We start from the raw sequence: 18,548 nt of genomic DNA, 5'->3' as shown, positions 1-18,548 counted from the left end.
CAGAATAAGTCATCGTTATTAATATCTTTCTCTCAGTTTTAAAAGTATTGTATCTTATTTATAAAAGACTGACTATACTTTTATAAAGGCTATATAAAATGGAATTTGTTGCAATAGATGTAGAAACAGCGAATGCTGATATGGCGTCAATATGCCAGATTGGCTTGGCTAAATACAATGATGGGGTTCTAGAAGAAGAGTGGTCTAGTCTGATAAATCCTGAAGATTATTTTGACAGTATCAATATCAGTATTCATGGTATAAATGAGAAAGATGTTAGAGATGCGCCGACTTTTGACGAAATTTCATCAGAGCTTTCAAATTTTATTTCAGGTTCAGTATGTGTTAGCCATACACATTTTGATCGCGTATCTATTCGTAAAGCTTTTGAGAAGTATTCTTTGAATCAATTAGATGTTACTTGGCTGGACTCAGCGCGTGTAGCACGTCGAACTTGGGATGAATGTGCTTGGAATGGTTACGGCTTAGCTAATGTTTGTAAGATTATAGGGTATGAGTTCAACCATCATGATGCATTAGAAGACGCCAAAGCTGCTGGACAAGTTATATTGTCAGCGATGGATAAAACTGGAACTGATATTAATGAATTGCTCTATCGTGTCAATAAGTCTATAGGGAGTGATGGTAAAGGTTCAATTCAAAGAGAAGGGAACTTTGAAGGAGAGTTTTATGGTGAAACATTAGTATTTACTGGAGCTCTTCTAATCTCTAGAGCGGAGGCGGCAAAATTAGCAGCGAGCGTTGGTTTTGCGATTGGTGCAGGTGTTACGAAGAAAACAACATTAGTTGTAGTAGGCGATCAAGATATAACTAAGCTTGCTGGTAAGAAGAAGAGTTCAAAGCACGTTAAGGCAGAAGATTTAATTTCGAAAGGACAAAATATACGTATTCTACAAGAGAGTGATTTTAAAGAATTAGTAGCTCAAGCAAATTAATCGATGTAAAGCATATCTCGAAATTAAAAATATTAGTTTTCAATCTTTCAGGAAGATATAAGGAAGTAAATGCTCAAATCTTTTATAGTGAATAATATCAGAGAACTCGAACAACTTGAGCAAAAGTTATACGAATCAATGGATAAGACTTTATCGCAGATTAGTTCTGAGATTACATCAAATTATTCACAAACGCTCTTTTCAAAAATGAAATTTGGCGGTATAGGTTTTGATCCTTTAAACTCTATGCGCGAACTTAATATAATAGAGCAGATTAACCAATCTTTTACTTATCTAGCATCGTTCTATGCGTTAGAAGTTCTATTTACCGAATTTCCTGAGCTAGCTCCATTTAAACTTAATCTTGGCACTGCGCCAGGCTCTGACATCGAGTCTGAATGTGGTGAACTGTCTGCTGAAGTTTTTGCGTCAGTAACTCCAACTAACAATCAAAAGCTTAAGAAAGATATAGATAAAGTACTAGCAACTGAAGCCAGATTGAAATTTGTGTTTTTTATATGTCCTAATTTTGAGTTGGGTCGTCAACCTCAGTTAGAAAGAGATAATGTAGTAGTTTGGGCTTTAAGAGGTGCAAATAAGCTATAAAAAAACTTTTAAGACAATAAAAAGCCCATATTAGCGAACGAATACGGGCTTTAACATTTAATAGAGTATTCAACAAATTAAGCTAACAATTAAGCACCTTCACCAAACTTACCACTTTGGAAGTCAGTAACCGCTTGCATGATTTCTTGCTGACTGTTCATCACAAAGGGACCGTATTGAACAATCGGCTCACGTAGTGGTCGTCCAGTAATCAAAATCACTTTGGTATCCTCACTACTATCGGCGGTAATGGTAACGCCATCAGTATTGTCATCATTTTTCATGATAGCCATGGTCTTAGTCGGCACGGTTTCGCCTTCGATATCTACCGTACCGCGATACACAAAGGCAAACGCATTGTGATCGGCTGGAATCGCTTGGCTAAAGCTCGTGCCTGCCGGTAGATGGATATCTAAATACGTCGGCTCAGTGATTTCGCGGGTAACTGCACCTTTAATGCCGTGCGATGTACCCGCAATCACCGTGACATCAACGCCATCTTCTGTGGTGTATTTAGGTAGGTCATCACTTTGGAAGTCTTTATACCAAGGGTCATTCATTTTATCTTTAGCAGGTAGATTGAGCCAAAGCTGGAAGCCTTCCATCGCGCCATCTTCTTGTTCCGGTAGCTCTGAATGGATCACACCGCTAGCTGCAGTCATCCACTGCACGCCGCCGTTTTGTAATAGCCCTTCATTACCCGCGCTATCACGATGGCGCATACGCCCCGTAATCATATAAGTAATGGTTTCAAAGCCGCGATGCGGATGGTTTGGGAAACCTGCGACATAATCATCTGGATTATCGCTTTTAAAGTTATCTAGCATTAAGTAAGGATCAAGGCGCTGTTGTAGCTGCTGCGTCAGTACGCGCGTGAGCTTAACGCCTGCACCATCTTGGGTGTCTACTCCAGCAAAAAGCTGTTCGATTTGACGTGATTGGGTGACAGTATCTTTTACGCTATTCGCTATAGGGTTAGCCATTATTCTCTCCTGCTTTTTTTATTACAATTGATCATTGCTGAGTTTTATCACTCTTAGCTATTTATTTGAGGTCAGCAGGATAAATTTCAATAATATTATTTAGAATTATTATATTTATAATAACTATTATTAAATATTTTTTAACTATATGCTAATACAGTAGAAGAGTTTTTATAGTAAATAGTCAATAATAAAAATCTTACTTACCTATTGAGGTTTAATTGCTAAACTAAATGTCAATCATAAATCACCACACCTACGATAGAGAATGAGTAAAATGGCAGTCGATTTAACGAATACTTTAATAGTGGCTATATCAGCAACCGCATTGTTTGACTTATCAGAGTCTGAGAACCACCTTTTACTGCTGTTACAGCAGCGCCCTGATGAGGCAGTGAAAGAGTTTCGCGATTATATGGCGAAGCGTGAAGATCAGCCACTTGGTAGTGGTGCAGGGTACCCATTAATTAAAGCGCTGCTAAATCTAAACAATTACTGTAACGACTGTCTATCAGCTGATGCAACGACCGAATCGCCACTAGTTGAGGTGGTCATTGTCTCAAAGAGCAGTCCTGATACGGGCATTCAAGTGCTTAACGCTATCCGTGAGAATGGATTGAATATTTCACGCTCCGCCTTCGTATCCGGAAGTCCTGTCGCTCCATATATCGAAGATTTTAACGTAGATCTGTTTTTGACGACCAATCGAGAGGACGCTCAGCAAGTAGCCGATGCTAATAGTTGCGCTTGTGCGATACTGGACGCAACTCCCGTCAACACTTATACGCTTGATACCGATCAGCTGCGCATTGCCTTCGACGGGGATGCGGTATTGTTCGACGATTCAGGAGAGTTGTTATATAAACAAAAAGGCCTACAAGCTTTTCATGATAGAGAAGCTGAGATGATCGATTTACCGATCGAAAAGGGCCCTTATGCGGAGTTATTAATTAAGCTGTCGAAATTGCAGCAGCGCTTACCTGCCAAGGTACATCATTGTCCGATAAAGATTGCTTTAGTGACTGCTCGCAATGCTCCTGCAGACCTGCGAGCGATAAAAACCTTGAGAGCTTGGGGCGTAGATGTTGATATGGCTTTCTTTTTAGGGGGGCTTGAAAAAACTTCCGTACTCAAAACTTTTGCCCCGCATATTTTCTTTGACGATTCTATAAAGCACATAGATGCTGCACGCCGCTTTATGCCGACCGCCTTAGTTCCTTATCATTCTACATCGCTGCTGCATGATAATAGTTATTTAGACTCCAATGACCTAACGTCATCTTTAACCTTCAAGCCGACCGTGCAGCCAATTTTTGCGCCTAAGGTTTGAGTTATTTCAGCTGGATATAACATAAAGTATTCTCACTGATGCTAGCACTGTTTTGAAGGATTATAAGTAGCATAAAAAGAGGCAATCGATGAATGGACAAGCCGTACTATCTCTGACTATGAGGCGCTTAAAGCAAGTCATAGGCTTATACGCATTCGTATTAATACCTATGTGGGGTATGTTTATCATTAATAATACCGTCATGTTTGGCTTGTGGAATATTTTCGGTATTGCTCCGCGTACGCTTGACTTACGCAGTATGATTGGCGTTTTTGCGTCATGGACGATGCACGGTAACCTCTCGCACATCATAGGTAATACGCTAGTGTTATTGCAGATACTGTTCTTGTTTGGCTTATTTGAAAACAACGCTTATCGTACGACTTTACAGCTTATTATCGCCTCTGGGGTAATGACTTGGCTTATCGGCTCACCACTCTCTATCCACATTGGCGCTTCAGGACTCTGTTTTGCTATGCTCGGATTTATGATAGGCGGGGCGGTATTTGGAAGGCGCTGGGGCTATTTGCTCGCTTGTATTATTATGGGAGCAGGGTATTGGCTGACCATTAAACAAGGTCTAATGCCGCAGCCAGGAGTCTCTTTTGCAGCGCATTTTGGTGGTCTATGCGCCGGATTGTTGATAGGGGCAAACTCAAAGCACGCTTATAAAATGGCTAAATAGCCCTAAGCAAACTGGTTTGAAACAGCCAATTCTGCTTTTACTGATTAGCCTCTTATCTCTGATCTGTGCAGACATTTATATATAACGGGTCTTCTTTTTCTAACTCTCGCCACTTAGTCGTCTGCTTGACATGTTCCTCTATATTCAGCTCACTTTCTTTGTCTTGTAGGACATAATCTGCACGTGCAGGTGCTGCACAATCAATGACTTGTGGTATCTGCTGAACACTCAAACGTCTTTCAAATAGATATAAATTAACCAAATGAATATTCGGATTATCTATTTGTGTACGAGCACCAACACTATCTACTGCTATAAAACGAAAAGTCTGTGGTTTAACATAAGACCACGGACGAAACCAAGTGCTACTCTGAGCCGTTTTTACAACGTTCACTCCCTCTGGTAGGTCAGCGACTTGTTGAGGATACCAGTTGTACTCTTGATGAATCTGAAAGCCAAAAATACCAATAGCAGCAAACAAGGGAACAAGCCATCTTGGTGCGCGCTTACCTGCCAGTTTAGTGAGGTGAGTTATAACAAGGGCTAAACCCGCCATGCCAAAAGCCGCGGCTATGGTAGCAATAAACTCAAAAAGCATAAAACCTTCCTTAATGCAATCAGCACCAATTATGACAGAACCACCTTATACAATTGGAGATTATGTCAGTGCTAGTATAGTTATGAGCGAATAAAAAATCACTCACAAGCAGTTGCTGCCTGTGAGTGATAAATGGAATGAACAATACACGTAAACCTATTAATCTATCGCTTAGTGATCGATAGCACCGCCAGCTCCACGTGGAGAGCGTACGCTTTCAACTAACTCTTGGATATGTGGTGGTGGTGGCGCAGTAGCATAAGAAACCACAAACGCTACAACAAAGTTGATTAAAGCACCAACGGCACCAAATGACAATGGTGAGATACCGAATAACCAGTACTCTTCAGTATCAGGGAAGTTTGCCGTACCACTGATAAAGAACCAACCTTTGAATACGAAGATGTAGACTAGGATAGTAATCAAGCCTGACAACATACCGCAGATAGCACCGAGGTTGTTAATACGCTTAGAGAAGATACCCATCATTAGCACTGGGAATAGCGAAGCTCCCGCAATACCAAAGGCTAATGCTACTACCTGTGCGGCAAACCCTGGTGGATTAATACCCAACCATGTGGCAACAACGATAGCGATACCCATAGTGATACGAGCATATTTCAGTTCTTGCTTATCAGTAATGTTTGGATTCAGATTACGTTTGATCAAGTCATGACTGATCGCTGATGAGATAGCGAGTAGTAGACCGGCTGCTGTAGATAGGGCGGCAGCTAGACCACCTGCAGCGATAAGACCAATAACCCAAGGTGGAAGCTGGGCAATCTCTGGGTTTGCTAGTACCATGATATCAGCGTTAACATCTAACTCATTACCAGCCCAACCACGAGCAGCAAGTTCGCCATCTAATACTTCACTGTTTTTGACACGGGCTTCATCGACAGCTGCAGTGGCTGCTGCAACATCGCCGCCATCCGCGGTAGCAGTAGCTAGAGCGGCTTCAGCGGCACCTAGACCACCGTCGCTATAGAACTGAATACGACCATCATTATTTAAATCGTTATACTTAATAAGACCTGTGTCTTCCCATGTTCTCATCCAGTCTGGACGCTGATCGTAGTTGATCGGCTCAGCTTCAACACCTTGTGGATAGACGGTATCAATCAAGTTTAAACGTGCCATAGCGCCGACTGCAGGAGCTGTAAAGTATAGTAGTGAAATAAACACTAGTGTCCAACCAGCTGTCCAACGTGCATCAGCCACTTTAGGTACCGTGAAGAAGCGAATAATAACGTGCGGTAAGCCTGCTGTACCTATCATTAGAGATAAAGTAAACAGTACCATATTGAGCTTATTAGGAACATCAGCGGTATAAGAAGCAAAGCCAAGATCAGTAACCACTTGGTTAAGCTTAGTCAAAATAGGTACGCCTGATTCAACGTGGTTCGAGAATAATCCTAAACCTGGAATTGGGTTGCCTGTTAGCTCAAGTGAGATAAAGACTGCTGGGATAGTATAGGCAATCATGAGTACTACATACTGTGCAACCTGGGTGTAGGTAATCCCTTTCATACCACCTAGTACGGCGTAGAAGAAGACGACAATAGCAGCAATGATAAGACCTGTGGTATTTTCAACTTCTAAAAAGCGTGAGAAAGCAACACCAGCACCTGTCATCTGACCGATAACATAAGTGGTTGAAGCCACAATCAAACATACCACCGCAATCATAGCGGCAGTCTTAGAGTAAAAACGGTCACCGATGAAATCAGGGACTGTGAATTTACCGAACTTACGTAAGTATGGGGCTAGTAGCATCGCTAGGAGGACGTAACCACCCGTCCAACCCATGAGATAAGTAGAAGCGCCATAACCACTGGCAGCGATCAAGCCTGCCATAGAGATAAAGGACGCTGCACTCATCCAGTCAGCTGCGGTTGCCATACCGTTGACTACGGGATGGACACCACCACCTGCGACATAAAATTCACTGGTAGAACCAGCACGAGCCCAAATCGCGATGCCGAAATAGAGCGCAAAGGATGCCCCTACAAAAATAATATTGATTATAAATTGACTCATAGGTTTATTCCTCGTCTACGCCATATTGTTTATCTAACTTATTCATACGCCACGCGTAGAAGAAAATTAAGATGATAAATACGCCAATGGATCCTTGCTGAGCGAACCAAAAGCCTAAATCGGTACCACCAATTCTGATACCTGCTAACAATGGACGTAATAGAATTGCAAACCCATATGAGCATAATGCCCAAATGATAAGGCTACCTATAATAAGACGAATATTGGCGCGCCAATAACCGGATGGATCGTTGTGGTTCTCCATAGGACAACTCCTTTTGCCTAACAATAAAACAAGATGGTCGAGCCGCTGCTAATTAGTTATATTTGCTTGATGATTGAGAGTTAACAATCACGGCTAACGCACCAATTATTCAGTGCTATCTATATAAAGCTACAACCGTTTCGGCTCTATAGACTTATATAGATGGTTCAAGCATAACGACTAATTGCTTACTTAACCAGTTTTATCAAACATTAATTGATATGCGACGGTGTCATCACATATAACTCTAGTCAACTCTAAATAAAATTTGCAAATTTAAGTATTCGTTATAGTCTTTCTTGTCGATGACTACACTGCGCAGTCATAAACTTATTAGGAATATATACAAAATTGGGTCAATTAACAATACGTAATTTAAAATTACTTTGTGGTAACGGAATGCATAAACTGTAAATAAATACACTTTACGATATGAGTTAAAGGCGCAAAGACAGGTATACTGTACCCTTGACAATATAGATTTAAACAACAAGTCAAAGAAGACAGCGAAAACTAGAGCAATTAGTTATCATTTATTTAGTGAATGCTAATATAAAAGCTATCTTCTTGCGTGATTATGCTAGCAAACTTTTATTTGCTAAAATTGCTTCGCATGTCTAGACATTTAATGATTTTTATGATAAGAAAATTCGATACACAGTAGTTTCATGATAAACAATAAACTCATGATAAATAGTTGTATCGATAATAAAGAGAAGAGGTAACACCATGGGTGAAAGTATTGCAGAGTGGTTCAACAGTATCGTGAACTACGGTGTGAGTATTATTTGGGGTAATAATGATTGGTTAATCGCTAGCAATCCATGGTATGGCTTGTTGATGTTTGTACTGATTGGTGCGGGTCTCTATTTTACGGTCGTGACGCGCTTTATGCAGTTTCGGCACTTTGGGCATATGTGGAAACTGTTATGGGTGTCTAACCAAGGGCGCAAAGATGGCGGTATCAGCTCTTTTGAAGCCTTGATGACCTCATTAGCTGCGCGCGTCGGCACTGGTAACTTAGCAGGGGTGGCGATTGCTATCTATTTAGGCGGCCCTGGCGCTATATTCTGGATGTGGATGACCGCGATAGTCGGTATGTCGACCAGCTTTATCGAGTCGACTTTGGCACAGGCCTATAAAGTACCGCACACTGATAATGTCTATCGTGGCGGTCCCGCTTATTATATCGAAAAAGGTCTGGGCAAGCGCTGGATGGCGGTGTTTTTCTCCGTTTGTCTGCTAGTCGCTTTTGGCTTGGCATTCAATGGCGTGCAGTCTAATACGATCGCGCAAGCGACGAATGAGGCCTTTGGTATTCCTACTTGGATGACCGGCTTGATTTTAGTGGTATTAGTCGCACCGGTGGTATTTGGCGGTCTGCGTTCAGTGGCGCGTATAGCGGGTAAAATCGTACCGATCATGGCGATTTTATATATTTTATTAGCACTGTTTATTATTATAACCAACTTTAGCCAATTCCCAGCCGCCATTGCTTTAATTGTCAAATCAGCATTTGGTTTTGAGCAAGCAGTGGGCGGGGTATTAGGTTACGGTATCGCTCAAGCTATCATTAATGGCGTTAAGCGCGGTCTATTCTCTAACGAAGCGGGTATGGGTTCAGCGCCCAATGCAGCGGCTACCGCCAAAACTAATCCCAATCATCCTGCGGTGCAAGGCTTTATGCAGATGCTAGGGGTATTCATGGATACGCTCGTCATCTGTACCGCAACCGCTTCGATTATTATATTATCAGGCGTGGTGGACCCGAATGTTGAGCAAGAGGGTATTCAGCTTACGCAGTTGGCGTTATCGCAGTATGTCGGTGATTATGGCGTTATCTTCGTTGCCGTTGCGATTTTCTTCTTCTCCTTTACTTCTATCATCGCTAATTATAGCTATGGTGAGTCTAACCTTGAGTTTATCTCTGGTAGTAAGAATGCCAAAGTGATGATTATGGTCTTTCGCTTTATGGTATTAGCGATGGTGTTTGTCGGCGCTATTGCCAGCTTGCCTGCGATATGGAACTTTGCTGATCTATCCATGGGGCTCATGGCATTGACCAACTTAATCGCTATTATGTTCTTATCGCCGGTGGCACTTAGAATACTGCGCGATTATGAGCGTCAGATAAAAGCGGGCAAGACCGGCGATCAAATCAAATTTAATCCGGATGATTTTGTCAAATTAAGAGACGAGGCCAACCGTGATGCTTGGATTGACTAGGCACTAACTTGAGCGTTGTCGTGACGTTATCTTGTCACGACGTTATCTTAGCACTCTAAATAACCATAAAAAACCGCTCTTAATGCTATTAAGAGCGGTTTTTTTAGTATAGCTTAGCTTAAAGCTAGTGCTTACATGTTTGGATAGTTAGGACCACCGCCGCCCTCTGGGGTTACCCAAGTGATGTTCTGCGAGGGGTCTTTGATATCACAAGTTTTACAATGCACACAGTTTTGCGCATTGATAACGAACTTAGCGCCTTCTGCATCTTTAACCACTTCATAAACACCAGCTGGGCAGTATAAACGCGCCGGCTCAGCATATAAGGGTAAGTTAATAGCAATAGGTACCGTTGGATCTGTCAGCTTTAAGTGTACAGGCTGATCTTCTGCATGGTTGGTATTTGAGATAAATACGGAGGAGAGCTTATCAAAGATAAGCTTACCATCAGGCTTAGGATAAGTCGGCTGATAAGCATGAGCCGCACGCTCTAAGTGATGGTAGTCATGCGAGTTATCACGAATAGTCAACGGCATCTTACCGCCAAGCAGGTTTTGATCGATGAAGTTGAACGCGCCGCCCATCCATTGACCCATACGGTGCATAGCAGGTGCAAAGTTGCGCGCCTCATAGTTATCTTGATATAACCAAGACTCTTTATACATAGTGCTATAAGCGACTACTTCATCGTGCTGACGCCCGGCCTCTATGGCCTCAAAGATAGCCTCAGCAGCGAGCATACCGGACTTCATTGACGTATGCGTTCCTTTGATTTTAGCTGGGTTTAAGAAACCGGCGTCATCACCTGCTAGCACACCACCTGGGAAGGTGAATTTCGGTAAAGAGTTGAGGCCGCCTTTGGTCAGTGCGCGTGCGCCGTAAGAGATGCGCTCGCCGCCTTCTAAGATGTTGCGAATAAGCGGATGGAGCTTTAAGCGCTGCATCTCATCGAACGGTGACATATAAGGGTTGGAGTAAGATAAGTCGATGACCATACCAAAGCTGACTTGATTGTTCTCAGCATGATACAACCACCAACCACCGGAAGATCCGGTATCACTCAACGGCCAACCAGAACCGTGTAGTACTACGCCTTCTTCATGCTTAGCAGGATCGATATCCCAAAGCTCTTTTAAACCAATACCATAATGCTGTGGGTCAGAGTCGTTATCGAGACCAAAACGGCTAATCAAGCGTTTGCCAAGATGACCGCGGCTACCCTCTGCAAAGATAGTGTACTTAGCGAGGAGCTCATAGCCAGGTTCAAAGCTTGGTTTTTCCTCACCCGTTGCCGCAACCCCCATATCTCCAGTCAAGATACCCTTAACCGAACCATCATCATTATAGAGAATATCAGCGGCAGGGAAGCCTGGGAACATCATCACTTCCAGCTCTTCGGCTTGCTCAGCGAGCCAACGTACGACATTAGCCAACGAGACGATATAATTACCATCGTTATGCATGAGAGCCGGAACCACTGAATCCATAAGCTTCGTGGATTTGGTCGCAGAACCGAGCATATAGACGCGATCTTCAATCGCCGGCACATTGAGCGGTGCGCCTTTCTCTTTCCAATCTGGAATCAGCTCATCTAGGGCACGCGGCTCGATAACCGCGCCTGATAAGATATGAGCGCCAAACTCAGAACCTTTTTCGACCACACAAACCATAAACTCATCGTTACCTGCGGCGATAGCCTGTTGACGCAGACGAATAGCAGCAGATAGGCCAGCAGGTCCACCACCGACGACAATAACGTCAAACTCCATCGACTCGCGTTCAATCTCTGGTTCTGGTTCAGGCTCTTCTACAACCGCTTCTTCGGTGACTGGCTCTTCAGTAACCGGTTCTTCTACAGCCGTTTCCTCAACAACTGGCTCTTCGGCAACTACGGGTTCCTCAACAACCACTTCTTCGGCGATTGGCTCTTCTACTACTTCTGCTTTATCCACCGAATTCGCTTCTACTTCAGTAGCTTCTGTCGTTACCACCTCATTAGTGATATCAGATTCTGCATCTACAACTGGCGCTTGCTTGTCTTGTTCTTGCATACCTACTCCTAAATTCTTAGTGGCTTATCTTAGGACATTATTCGCATCGTCACTTAATAAGGCTTGCTCTATTCACTGCCTAAGATATTGGGCTACTCGATAAAGCTGTCTTTGTGGTCGTAATTGAAGGGACGCTCACACAACCGGTTCAAAAAAATCGTTACTCATTATAAAAGAAAAACACCACAAACACGATACGCATTTATGGACATCAATGTTAAGGTGAAGCTTAAACCCTACCATGAATATAAAGATATTGAGCGACTTAACCTAAAACTAAAATGAATCACTCAATCATACACAGCAAACTTGAACTAATAATATATCGCTAACAAGGAAACTGCCTTATGGATAAGAGTAACAATTTCGATGAGAAAAATGCGATCGATACCGCTAACGCTATGCAGGATATACCATCAGACTTGAGTAACATGGAGGCGCTTAGCCAGTATTTAAAGTCATCAGCAGGGGCGCGTCAAGGTCGTAGTATACCGCCGTTAGAAAAATGGCATCCTGAACAGGTCATGGATATGGACCTTGTCATAAAAGCTAATGGTGAATGGTGGCACGAGGGGACACATATGACGCGTGAGTCATTAGTCAGTTTGTTTGCAACCATTTTATGGAAAGAAGACAAAGACGGCAAGGCGGAGTATTTTTTAAAAACACCGGTACAAAAACTGCGCATTAAAGTCGAAGATGCGCCGCTGCTCATCAACGATGTCGGTATCGTCAACGAGGAGGGAGTTAGCTGGCTTGAATTTAGTACATCAACCGGTGATATCGTTCGACTTGATCCGCAGCATCCTATAGAGCTACGAGCTTTTCATGTTGATAGCAAAGACAACTCTGCGGCCCATAGTGATACCGAGGGACAAGTTCGACCTTATATGATGGTCCGTAATGATTTAAAGGCGCTTATCGGTCGCAATGCTTTTTATCATTTAACGGATATTGGTACGCTGAGGGAGCAAGCAGGAACGACTATTCTGACGTTACAAAGTGGGGGCCAAGAGTATCGGCTCTCCATGCCTGAAGATGAGTAGCTAAACAGATATTTTCTCTCAGTTAGGGATACTAATTTTTGGCTTAGTTGTCGGCTTTTAAGGTTTTTTGGTAATATTTGCCAAACCTAAAACTCATTTCATCTTCTATTAGCTATATTTTGTCGAGATTGAACATAAACTATTAGTATCTAGTATATACTCTTGATCTGATTAGAGTACTCAAACACTAAGATACAGATAAACGATGGCAGTTAAGCTATGAGGCAACTTAAGCCTATAATGGGCGAACTATAAATGACGATGCTATGGCTAACGGTTTAGAGCTCCTTATCGATGACACTACTATTTATAAAAATGATATGTCCAAAAACAATAACCAATCAGTAGTTAATAGCGAGCAGAGCGATGTTTGTACTATAGACAACGCGCCAAACGCTGCCTTAAATCACGCGCCAGAGCACATGCTAAGTCATGCTCTTAGTGAAGCACCGATAGGCGTCTTTGATTCAGGTATAGGTGGCTTATCAGTGTATCTGCACTTAGCTCAGCAGCTACCTGGCGAACGCTATCTGTATTATGCAGACACCAAGCACGTCCCTTATGGCAATCGCGATAGCCAAGATATCAAAGATTTGACACTAACGGCAGTGCAGTGGCTATATGAGCAAGGCTGCAAACTTATCGTCATCGCTTGTAATAGCGCTTCTGCTCACGCGCTGACGATAGCCCGCGAACGCTATCGGCAGATACCTATCGTAGGATTAGTGCCAGCGCTTAAGCCTGCGGTGTTAGGTAGTCGTAGCGGCCGTGTCGCTGTCATGGCAACCAAAGCCACCCTTGAGGGCACTTTGCTCAATCAAGTCATCGCTGAGGTAGCTGAACCTAACCATATATCAGTGAGCAAATACTTCAATCCAGAATTGGTACCATGGGTAGAGGCGGGGATGCCTATTGTCTCACCAACGGCTATCCGCCTGCGGCAACAGCTAAAGCAACTGGCTGATGATGATATCGACTATTTAGTCCTAGGCTGTACGCATTATCCTTTTTTTAAGGAATTTCTGTTGCAAGAGATTCGTGAGCAACAGCTGCCGATAACGGTAGTAGATTCAGGGCAGGCAATCGCTGCTCGAGTGCGCTCTTTACTAATAGAAAAGCAGATGCTAGCTTCGTCAGATAAAACTAGGTCAGACAAGACTAGGGTGGATAATCCATTGCGGCTTTATACGAGTAAATACGACGATAATTTGGGTCGAGTCATTAAGCGTCTGCTTGGTGAGCAGGTCAATATTCAATACGTTACTTAATATTAGAGCCATTATCTGCAAACCCGGTTTAGTATTTTAAAAAATACGCTTAACCGTATTGTGTTAGGATAAATAAATAATAATAAAACCATGTTTTAGACACAATACGAGCATGAACATAGCCATATACTGTAGAGGTCACTTTGCCAAACCGTCGATATCACATTCATGTTATCTGCGTTGCCCATAGTCAGCCACTGATTTTGGATAGTTTGGCGGTGTTTTTTCAGTCGCGAGCGTTTTTGACGTATGATCTCTCAACCCATTTAGCACAATCGGCGTTATACGGTCGGCAATGCGTTGATGCTTGTGATTATGTGCTGATGGTGATTGGTGATAGTTATGGAGCAGTGCAGAATACAGGTTTTAGTCAAATGCATTTGAGTTACTTTAATGCAAAGGCTCGAGTCAAGCCAATGATGACGCTCATAAAAAGACACTATGACCCTGACGAGGTCAGTGAGTCACTCAAAGCCTTTATTCGTATGGTAGAACAAAAGAAGAATCAAGTGCACTATTATGATGATAATACTGATATTAAGCAGCTATTAAGTAGCATGCACGCTAATATGATAGAAAAGTCGAACTTAGCAGCAGGATGGATAAATGCTAGAGATCTTGTCAGCAAGACGGCGGCGAATACCCGCGGAAATTTAAATCCTCAAGCAAGCCGTCTAGCAAATGCTCGTCATCAGACGAGTAACAGTTTTGAAGCTAGCGATAGTGTCACCACAACGATTGAGCTAAACGAGTCTTTCGATATCGAGTACAGTGCTCAGGCCTACGAAGATGGTAACTTAACTGATGTGATGATGACGATGTCGATCACTTGGCAAAATATTTTATTTGCCTTAGGAGAGATGCCAGCTTTTTTTTCAAGTTATGGTCTACAAAGCCAATTCAACCGGTTGATTGCGCCTAAAGCTGAAGGTGATATCAAACGGCTCATGCCTAAAGTTCATGCTGTTGCCCGCTGTCAGATTATAAAAAGCGATCTAGATAAGCTACAAAGACTATTGATAGCCGCCAACTGGATTCAGATAAAGAGCTCTGGTTCTGAGATACGCTCTACCAAAGAGCTTTGGAGTTTGACTTTTTATGCCAAAAAATTATTAGCAGAAAATAAAACCAGCAATAACAATAGACAAAAATCATCTACTCAAGATTAGCACGCGCAATTTATCAACATTAAACTCAAAGCTTGTCTGCTATCGAAAACTTCCACCACTATAAAAACACCTTTAGGCTTTTAAAGAGTCGAGCAGGACTACGTTTCGTAATACAAAGCATACGTGTCAACGCTTGTTAAACTCGTCTATATTCATAATAATAGTAAGTACCATTAGACAAGATAATTATTATTAACAAATGACCATTAGCACATGACTATCATGAATAAGAAAAATAAAATTAGGTCTGACTGCTGTTCAATAGACTTTAGTCTTATAGAAGATATTTCGTAAATTATTTACTGGATTAAGGAGAGCGTAATGAGTAACTCTAAAAATGATGAACTAAAACATGAAATTGATGGGTTAGAGAAAGCCATGCATGATGCTGATCAGTTTCGTACTTTAGAAGAGCAAGTGGCTGATATGAAGCGCCGCGGTATCGATCCTAGCCAAGCCTATAAGGATTTGGATAGAAAAGAAGAAGACGAGGATTGGGGTGATGACACTTGGAAAGAAAATGGCAAGTGGGAGCCAAAAACGCCTGCTGATCTCGACGACAAAGCCCGCGAAAATTGGGGCGGCGATAATGGTGAGCCTAATCCGCCGCCTATTGTATAAACCAAAATAACGAGTAGTCAAAACAAAAACCACATCAAGTTGATGTGGTTTTTTTACGCCATTTTTAAAGTCTAATGAAATAGCTTAGTTGATGCGCTCAAGGCGTACGCTACCATCACTATTAGTCACTCGGCGATAGCGGATATTTTCAGAATTGTCCGGTTGAATGGAGCGCTGCACAGAGGGCTGCGGGGAATAGACATTAGGCGTGTTCGTTTGCTGCTGAATCAGTTGACCCATACGATCGGCAGGCGCTGGGTTTAGAGGCCGGCTATTGATTGACTGATTATTTACGGGTTGGCCATATTGGTTAGAATATTGACTAGGGGCAGCACTGCCAATAATCGTACGATAAAACTTCTGACCGGCGCGGCCATCAGCGGGAAAGATACCGCGACTGGTTTGGTACTGCTGAATCGCGGTACGGGTATTATCACCGATAATGCCATCGACGCCGCCGATATCATAACCTGCGTCTAATAAGGCTTGCTGAATATCTTTGGCTTGCTGACGGCTGATGCCCGGATCATCGGTGGGCCAGGCGGTAACAAAGTCGGTTTTACTGCTGTCCTCACGCGTAATCAAATCAGATAAATGCGCAATCGCCAAAGCATAGTTCTCTGAAGCATTGTACGAGTAGAAAGTATCGAAATTTTTACCAACTAAAAAAGCAGGACCGTCGATACCGGCTGGCAAGAGTAATCCGGCGCTATTTAAATCGTAAGGTAGCGGACTGCCATTGGCTAGCGTCAGGCCCTGATTGCGCCAATGGCTTATCGATTTTTTATTTTTACGGTCTGATGCTGCCCAGTAACCATCAGGTAGCTTGACTTCATAACCCCACGGCTCGCCGCTGCGATAGCCACGGTTATCCAAAAAGTTAGCCGTAGAAGCTAAAGCATCCGGTACGCTATTGACCAAATCACGACGCCCGTCACCGTCAAAATCAACGGCCAGCTCTAAAAAGGTACTCGGCATAAACTGCGTCTGCCCAAAAGCCCCTGCCCACGAGCCCGTCATATCGCTTGGTGCGATATCACCGCGTTGAACGATTTTGAGTGCATTGGCAAACTCACCTTGGAAATAGCTTTGGCGACGATCAAAACAAGACAGCGTCGCTAAGGATTCAAACAAAGGCTTTTTGCCTAAAGTCTGGCCAAAATTGGACTCAACACCCCATACCCCTAATACATGCTCAGGCTTGACACCATAACGCGACTCGATTTGGCGCAGGGTGTCGCCCCATTGGCGTTTGGCACGGATACCGTCTTCGACGCGCTCTTTATCCACTAGCGCAGATAAATAATCCCAAACGTCTTTTTGAAACTCAGGCTGATAGTTCAGCGATTGAATCACGCTCGGATCAGGCTGGGTAGGGCGATAGTTATTAAAGGTGAAGCTGTCTACACTGCGAAATTTACTGGAGTTTTTGAGTCCATCTAAGCACTGCTGAAATTCGCTATTAGACAAGTCAGGTGCAGGCGGACGAGCGGCCTGCGCGGTACTGGCAAGACTGAGGCCAATAGCAGCGGTCAATAAAGATAAAGTAGAAAGCTGAGTCAAACGCATGAAGACATCCTATAAAGGTAAAACAGACTATAAAATCGAAGATTGATTTAGAGTAACCAATATCGATAATAAAGAAAAGCGCTAGCACGGCTTGGTTACGATAAGCTGACAGGAGGGTGAGGATGAGAGAGAGGTTGGCATTGACACGGCTGAGAACAAAAGCAACTTATGTGACGCTAATGATTAGCATAGTCGCTTTATTTTCATTATCATCACAAACTTATGTCCGCTATGAATAAAGTTAACCGGCCTATTACTGACTCAAAACGGCATCTAGCTCTTTAATAAAGGCAGTAATACGCTCGGCATTCTTACCCAAATCACTCTTACCCATTCTTGATTTACTACGAATATCGACTAAGCGCTCCTCACCAGTATCTTCCACACGCACCACGACATCATCCTTGAACCCAAACCACATGGTCGCATCAGTGGCTTCAATAAGGCCAGAACGGCTATCAGTGTTTACCAACTGCCATCCCAAATTATTAGCAGCCTGCTCAACAGCGGCTACTAGCTCCGCTTTCGGCTGTGAATACTGTAAAGTTTGTAGCTCAGGATAAGCTTCGCGTTGTTTTCTGGCAGTCTCAATACCCGCATATGCCGCTGGGTTGGGAGCATCAGCACGTAGCGGGGCAATCGCTACAAACTCGGGCGGCGTCGTCATATCGGTTGAAACATCGTGGATAGCAGGTACATTATTGGCCGTGCTCATCATCTTTAAGGGCATAATGATAGCGACTAGGGAGAAGATTATCGCGACCGCTGCACTAGTAAAAGTCACCGTTTTTCGCTTAAATAGCATCTGTATGATAAGTAGTATCAACGCTGCTATACCAGCGATAACGGCATATTTAAAGCCTGCAAATGCAGTCCCCAACTCCACAATACCAGATTTATAAAGGGGACCGGGTAGCGTCACTAGCAAAAATGCCGCCAAGCTCATTAGTAACACTATGATTTTCATATGCTGCCTCTAGTTCAAGATCTATTATTTATTAACGGTAGGCGTCAGGCGTCAATAACCAAACATGCTCAGTGACGCTCAGGGCGGCATTAGCATTAGACCTCTTGCAAAAGTCATAGTCTAAGCTCGGAATTAATGATACCAGCAAATAGCTTCATTCTAAGATCG

General features: G+C 43.1%; 16 protein-coding genes. 9 read left to right on the top strand and 7 right to left on the bottom strand.

The genetic code is table 11. The features are described from left to right. The first annotated feature begins 98 nt into the window (after positions 1–98). Positions 99–956: an exonuclease domain-containing protein gene (locus ACS8FD_RS12275; RefSeq protein ID WP_439276108.1), complete on the top strand. Its 858-nt coding sequence runs from the start codon at positions 99–101 to the stop codon at positions 954–956. Positions 957–1,025: 69 nt separating this feature from the next. Next, positions 1,026–1,562 (top strand): hypothetical protein, encoded by a 537-nt coding sequence (locus tag ACS8FD_RS12270; RefSeq protein WP_439276107.1) that lies wholly within the window; start codon positions 1,026–1,028, stop codon positions 1,560–1,562. 89 nt (positions 1,563–1,651) lie between these two features. Here the strand turns inward: ACS8FD_RS12270 and ACS8FD_RS12265 are convergent, their stop codons facing one another. Next, complete coding sequence (locus tag ACS8FD_RS12265; RefSeq protein ID WP_439276106.1) at positions 1,652–2,545, bottom strand: pirin family protein; 894 nt, start codon at positions 2,543–2,545, stop codon at positions 1,652–1,654. 277 nt (positions 2,546–2,822) lie between these two features. On the opposite strand from ACS8FD_RS12265, the gene ACS8FD_RS12260 reads away from it, so the two are divergent. Together ACS8FD_RS12260 and ACS8FD_RS12255 are read left to right on the top strand one after the other, a co-directional pair. Then, a complete protein-coding gene (locus ACS8FD_RS12260; protein WP_439276105.1) occupies positions 2,823–3,875 on the top strand; it encodes a 5'-nucleotidase in 1,053 nt (350 codons plus the stop codon). Positions 3,876–3,963: 88 nt separating this feature from the next. Further along, entirely contained in the window at positions 3,964–4,560 is a 597-nt protein-coding gene (locus tag ACS8FD_RS12255; RefSeq protein WP_439276104.1) for a rhomboid family intramembrane serine protease, read from the top strand. A gap of 52 nt (positions 4,561–4,612) precedes the next feature. Here the strand turns inward: ACS8FD_RS12255 and ACS8FD_RS12250 are convergent, their stop codons facing one another. The 3 genes from ACS8FD_RS12250 to ACS8FD_RS12240 form a co-directional block, all read right to left on the bottom strand. After that, positions 4,613–5,158, bottom strand: coding sequence for a hypothetical protein (locus ACS8FD_RS12250; RefSeq protein ID WP_439276103.1), 546 nt, complete (start codon positions 5,156–5,158; stop codon positions 4,613–4,615). 171 nt (positions 5,159–5,329) lie between these two features. Next, positions 5,330–7,198: a sodium:solute symporter family protein gene (locus ACS8FD_RS12245; RefSeq protein WP_439276102.1), complete on the bottom strand. Its 1,869-nt coding sequence runs from the start codon at positions 7,196–7,198 to the stop codon at positions 5,330–5,332. Between the two features lie 4 nt (positions 7,199–7,202). Further along, positions 7,203–7,463, bottom strand: coding sequence for a DUF4212 domain-containing protein (locus ACS8FD_RS12240; RefSeq protein WP_439276101.1), 261 nt, complete (start codon positions 7,461–7,463; stop codon positions 7,203–7,205). Between the two features lie 729 nt (positions 7,464–8,192). Here ACS8FD_RS12240 and ACS8FD_RS12235 point away from each other — a divergent pair. Then, the gene (locus ACS8FD_RS12235; RefSeq protein ID WP_439276100.1) at positions 8,193–9,689 is read left to right on the top strand and encodes an alanine/glycine:cation symporter family protein; all 1,497 of its coding nucleotides are present in this window, start codon (positions 8,193–8,195) and stop codon (positions 9,687–9,689) included. Between the two features lie 131 nt (positions 9,690–9,820). Here the strand turns inward: ACS8FD_RS12235 and ACS8FD_RS12230 are convergent, their stop codons facing one another. After that, on the bottom strand, positions 9,821–11,458 hold the full coding sequence (locus ACS8FD_RS12230) for an electron transfer flavoprotein-ubiquinone oxidoreductase (protein ID WP_439276111.1): 1,638 nt from the start codon (positions 11,456–11,458) through the stop codon (positions 9,821–9,823). A gap of 683 nt (positions 11,459–12,141) precedes the next feature. Between ACS8FD_RS12230 and ACS8FD_RS12225 the strand changes: the two genes are divergently transcribed. The 4 genes from ACS8FD_RS12225 to ACS8FD_RS12210 all read left to right on the top strand — a co-directional run bounded on the left by ACS8FD_RS12225 (position 12,142) and on the right by ACS8FD_RS12210 (position 15,844). After that, on the top strand, positions 12,142–12,786 hold the full coding sequence (locus ACS8FD_RS12225) for a DUF1285 domain-containing protein (RefSeq protein WP_439276110.1): 645 nt from the start codon (positions 12,142–12,144) through the stop codon (positions 12,784–12,786). A gap of 422 nt (positions 12,787–13,208) precedes the next feature. Beyond that, positions 13,209–14,054 (top strand): glutamate racemase, encoded by an 846-nt coding sequence (murI, locus tag ACS8FD_RS12220; protein WP_439276109.1) that lies wholly within the window; start codon positions 13,209–13,211, stop codon positions 14,052–14,054. 143 nt (positions 14,055–14,197) lie between these two features. Beyond that, positions 14,198–15,223 (top strand): DUF4062 domain-containing protein, encoded by a 1,026-nt coding sequence (locus tag ACS8FD_RS12215; RefSeq protein ID WP_439276099.1) that lies wholly within the window; start codon positions 14,198–14,200, stop codon positions 15,221–15,223. A 321-nt stretch (positions 15,224–15,544) separates the two neighbouring features. Next, positions 15,545–15,844: a hypothetical protein gene (locus tag ACS8FD_RS12210; protein ID WP_439276098.1), complete on the top strand. Its 300-nt coding sequence runs from the start codon at positions 15,545–15,547 to the stop codon at positions 15,842–15,844. Between the two features lie 84 nt (positions 15,845–15,928). Here the strand turns inward: ACS8FD_RS12210 and ACS8FD_RS12205 are convergent, their stop codons facing one another. Next, a complete protein-coding gene (locus ACS8FD_RS12205) occupies positions 15,929–17,413 on the bottom strand; it encodes a lytic murein transglycosylase (RefSeq protein ID WP_439276097.1) in 1,485 nt (494 codons plus the stop codon). Positions 17,414–17,666: 253 nt separating this feature from the next. Continuing rightward, positions 17,667–18,380, bottom strand: a complete 714-nt coding sequence (locus tag ACS8FD_RS12200) for a DUF1499 domain-containing protein (protein ID WP_439276096.1) — start codon at positions 18,378–18,380, stop codon at positions 17,667–17,669. Between the last annotated feature and the right edge of the window lie 168 nt (positions 18,381–18,548).

This window comes from Psychrobacter sp. 1U2, from assembly GCF_051847575.1.
The sequence above is the reverse complement of the archived record's forward strand: the minus strand, read 5'-3'. Positions and strand labels throughout refer to the sequence as shown.

Coding starts and splice junctions, on each gene's coding strand:
- ACS8FD_RS12270 (WP_439276107.1), top strand. CDS start 1,026: ATGCTCAAATCTTTTATAGTGAATAATATCAGAGAACTCGAACAACTT.
- ACS8FD_RS12200 (WP_439276096.1), bottom strand. CDS start 18,380: ATGAAAATCATAGTGTTACTAATGAGCTTGGCGGCATTTTTGCTAGTG.
- ACS8FD_RS12225 (WP_439276110.1), top strand. CDS start 12,142: ATGCAGGATATACCATCAGACTTGAGTAACATGGAGGCGCTTAGCCAG.
- ACS8FD_RS12275 (WP_439276108.1), top strand. CDS start 99: ATGGAATTTGTTGCAATAGATGTAGAAACAGCGAATGCTGATATGGCG.
- ACS8FD_RS12210 (WP_439276098.1), top strand. CDS start 15,545: ATGAGTAACTCTAAAAATGATGAACTAAAACATGAAATTGATGGGTTA.
- ACS8FD_RS12255 (WP_439276104.1), top strand. CDS start 3,964: ATGAATGGACAAGCCGTACTATCTCTGACTATGAGGCGCTTAAAGCAA.
- ACS8FD_RS12245 (WP_439276102.1), bottom strand. CDS start 7,198: ATGAGTCAATTTATAATCAATATTATTTTTGTAGGGGCATCCTTTGCG.
- ACS8FD_RS12260 (WP_439276105.1), top strand. CDS start 2,823: ATGGCAGTCGATTTAACGAATACTTTAATAGTGGCTATATCAGCAACC.
- ACS8FD_RS12205 (WP_439276097.1), bottom strand. CDS start 17,413: ATGCGTTTGACTCAGCTTTCTACTTTATCTTTATTGACCGCTGCTATT.
- ACS8FD_RS12250 (WP_439276103.1), bottom strand. CDS start 5,158: ATGCTTTTTGAGTTTATTGCTACCATAGCCGCGGCTTTTGGCATGGCG.
- murI (WP_439276109.1), top strand. CDS start 13,209: ATGCTAAGTCATGCTCTTAGTGAAGCACCGATAGGCGTCTTTGATTCA.
- ACS8FD_RS12230 (WP_439276111.1), bottom strand. CDS start 11,458: ATGGAGTTTGACGTTATTGTCGTCGGTGGTGGACCTGCTGGCCTATCT.
- ACS8FD_RS12235 (WP_439276100.1), top strand. CDS start 8,193: ATGGGTGAAAGTATTGCAGAGTGGTTCAACAGTATCGTGAACTACGGT.
- ACS8FD_RS12240 (WP_439276101.1), bottom strand. CDS start 7,463: ATGGAGAACCACAACGATCCATCCGGTTATTGGCGCGCCAATATTCGT.
- ACS8FD_RS12265 (WP_439276106.1), bottom strand. CDS start 2,545: ATGGCTAACCCTATAGCGAATAGCGTAAAAGATACTGTCACCCAATCA.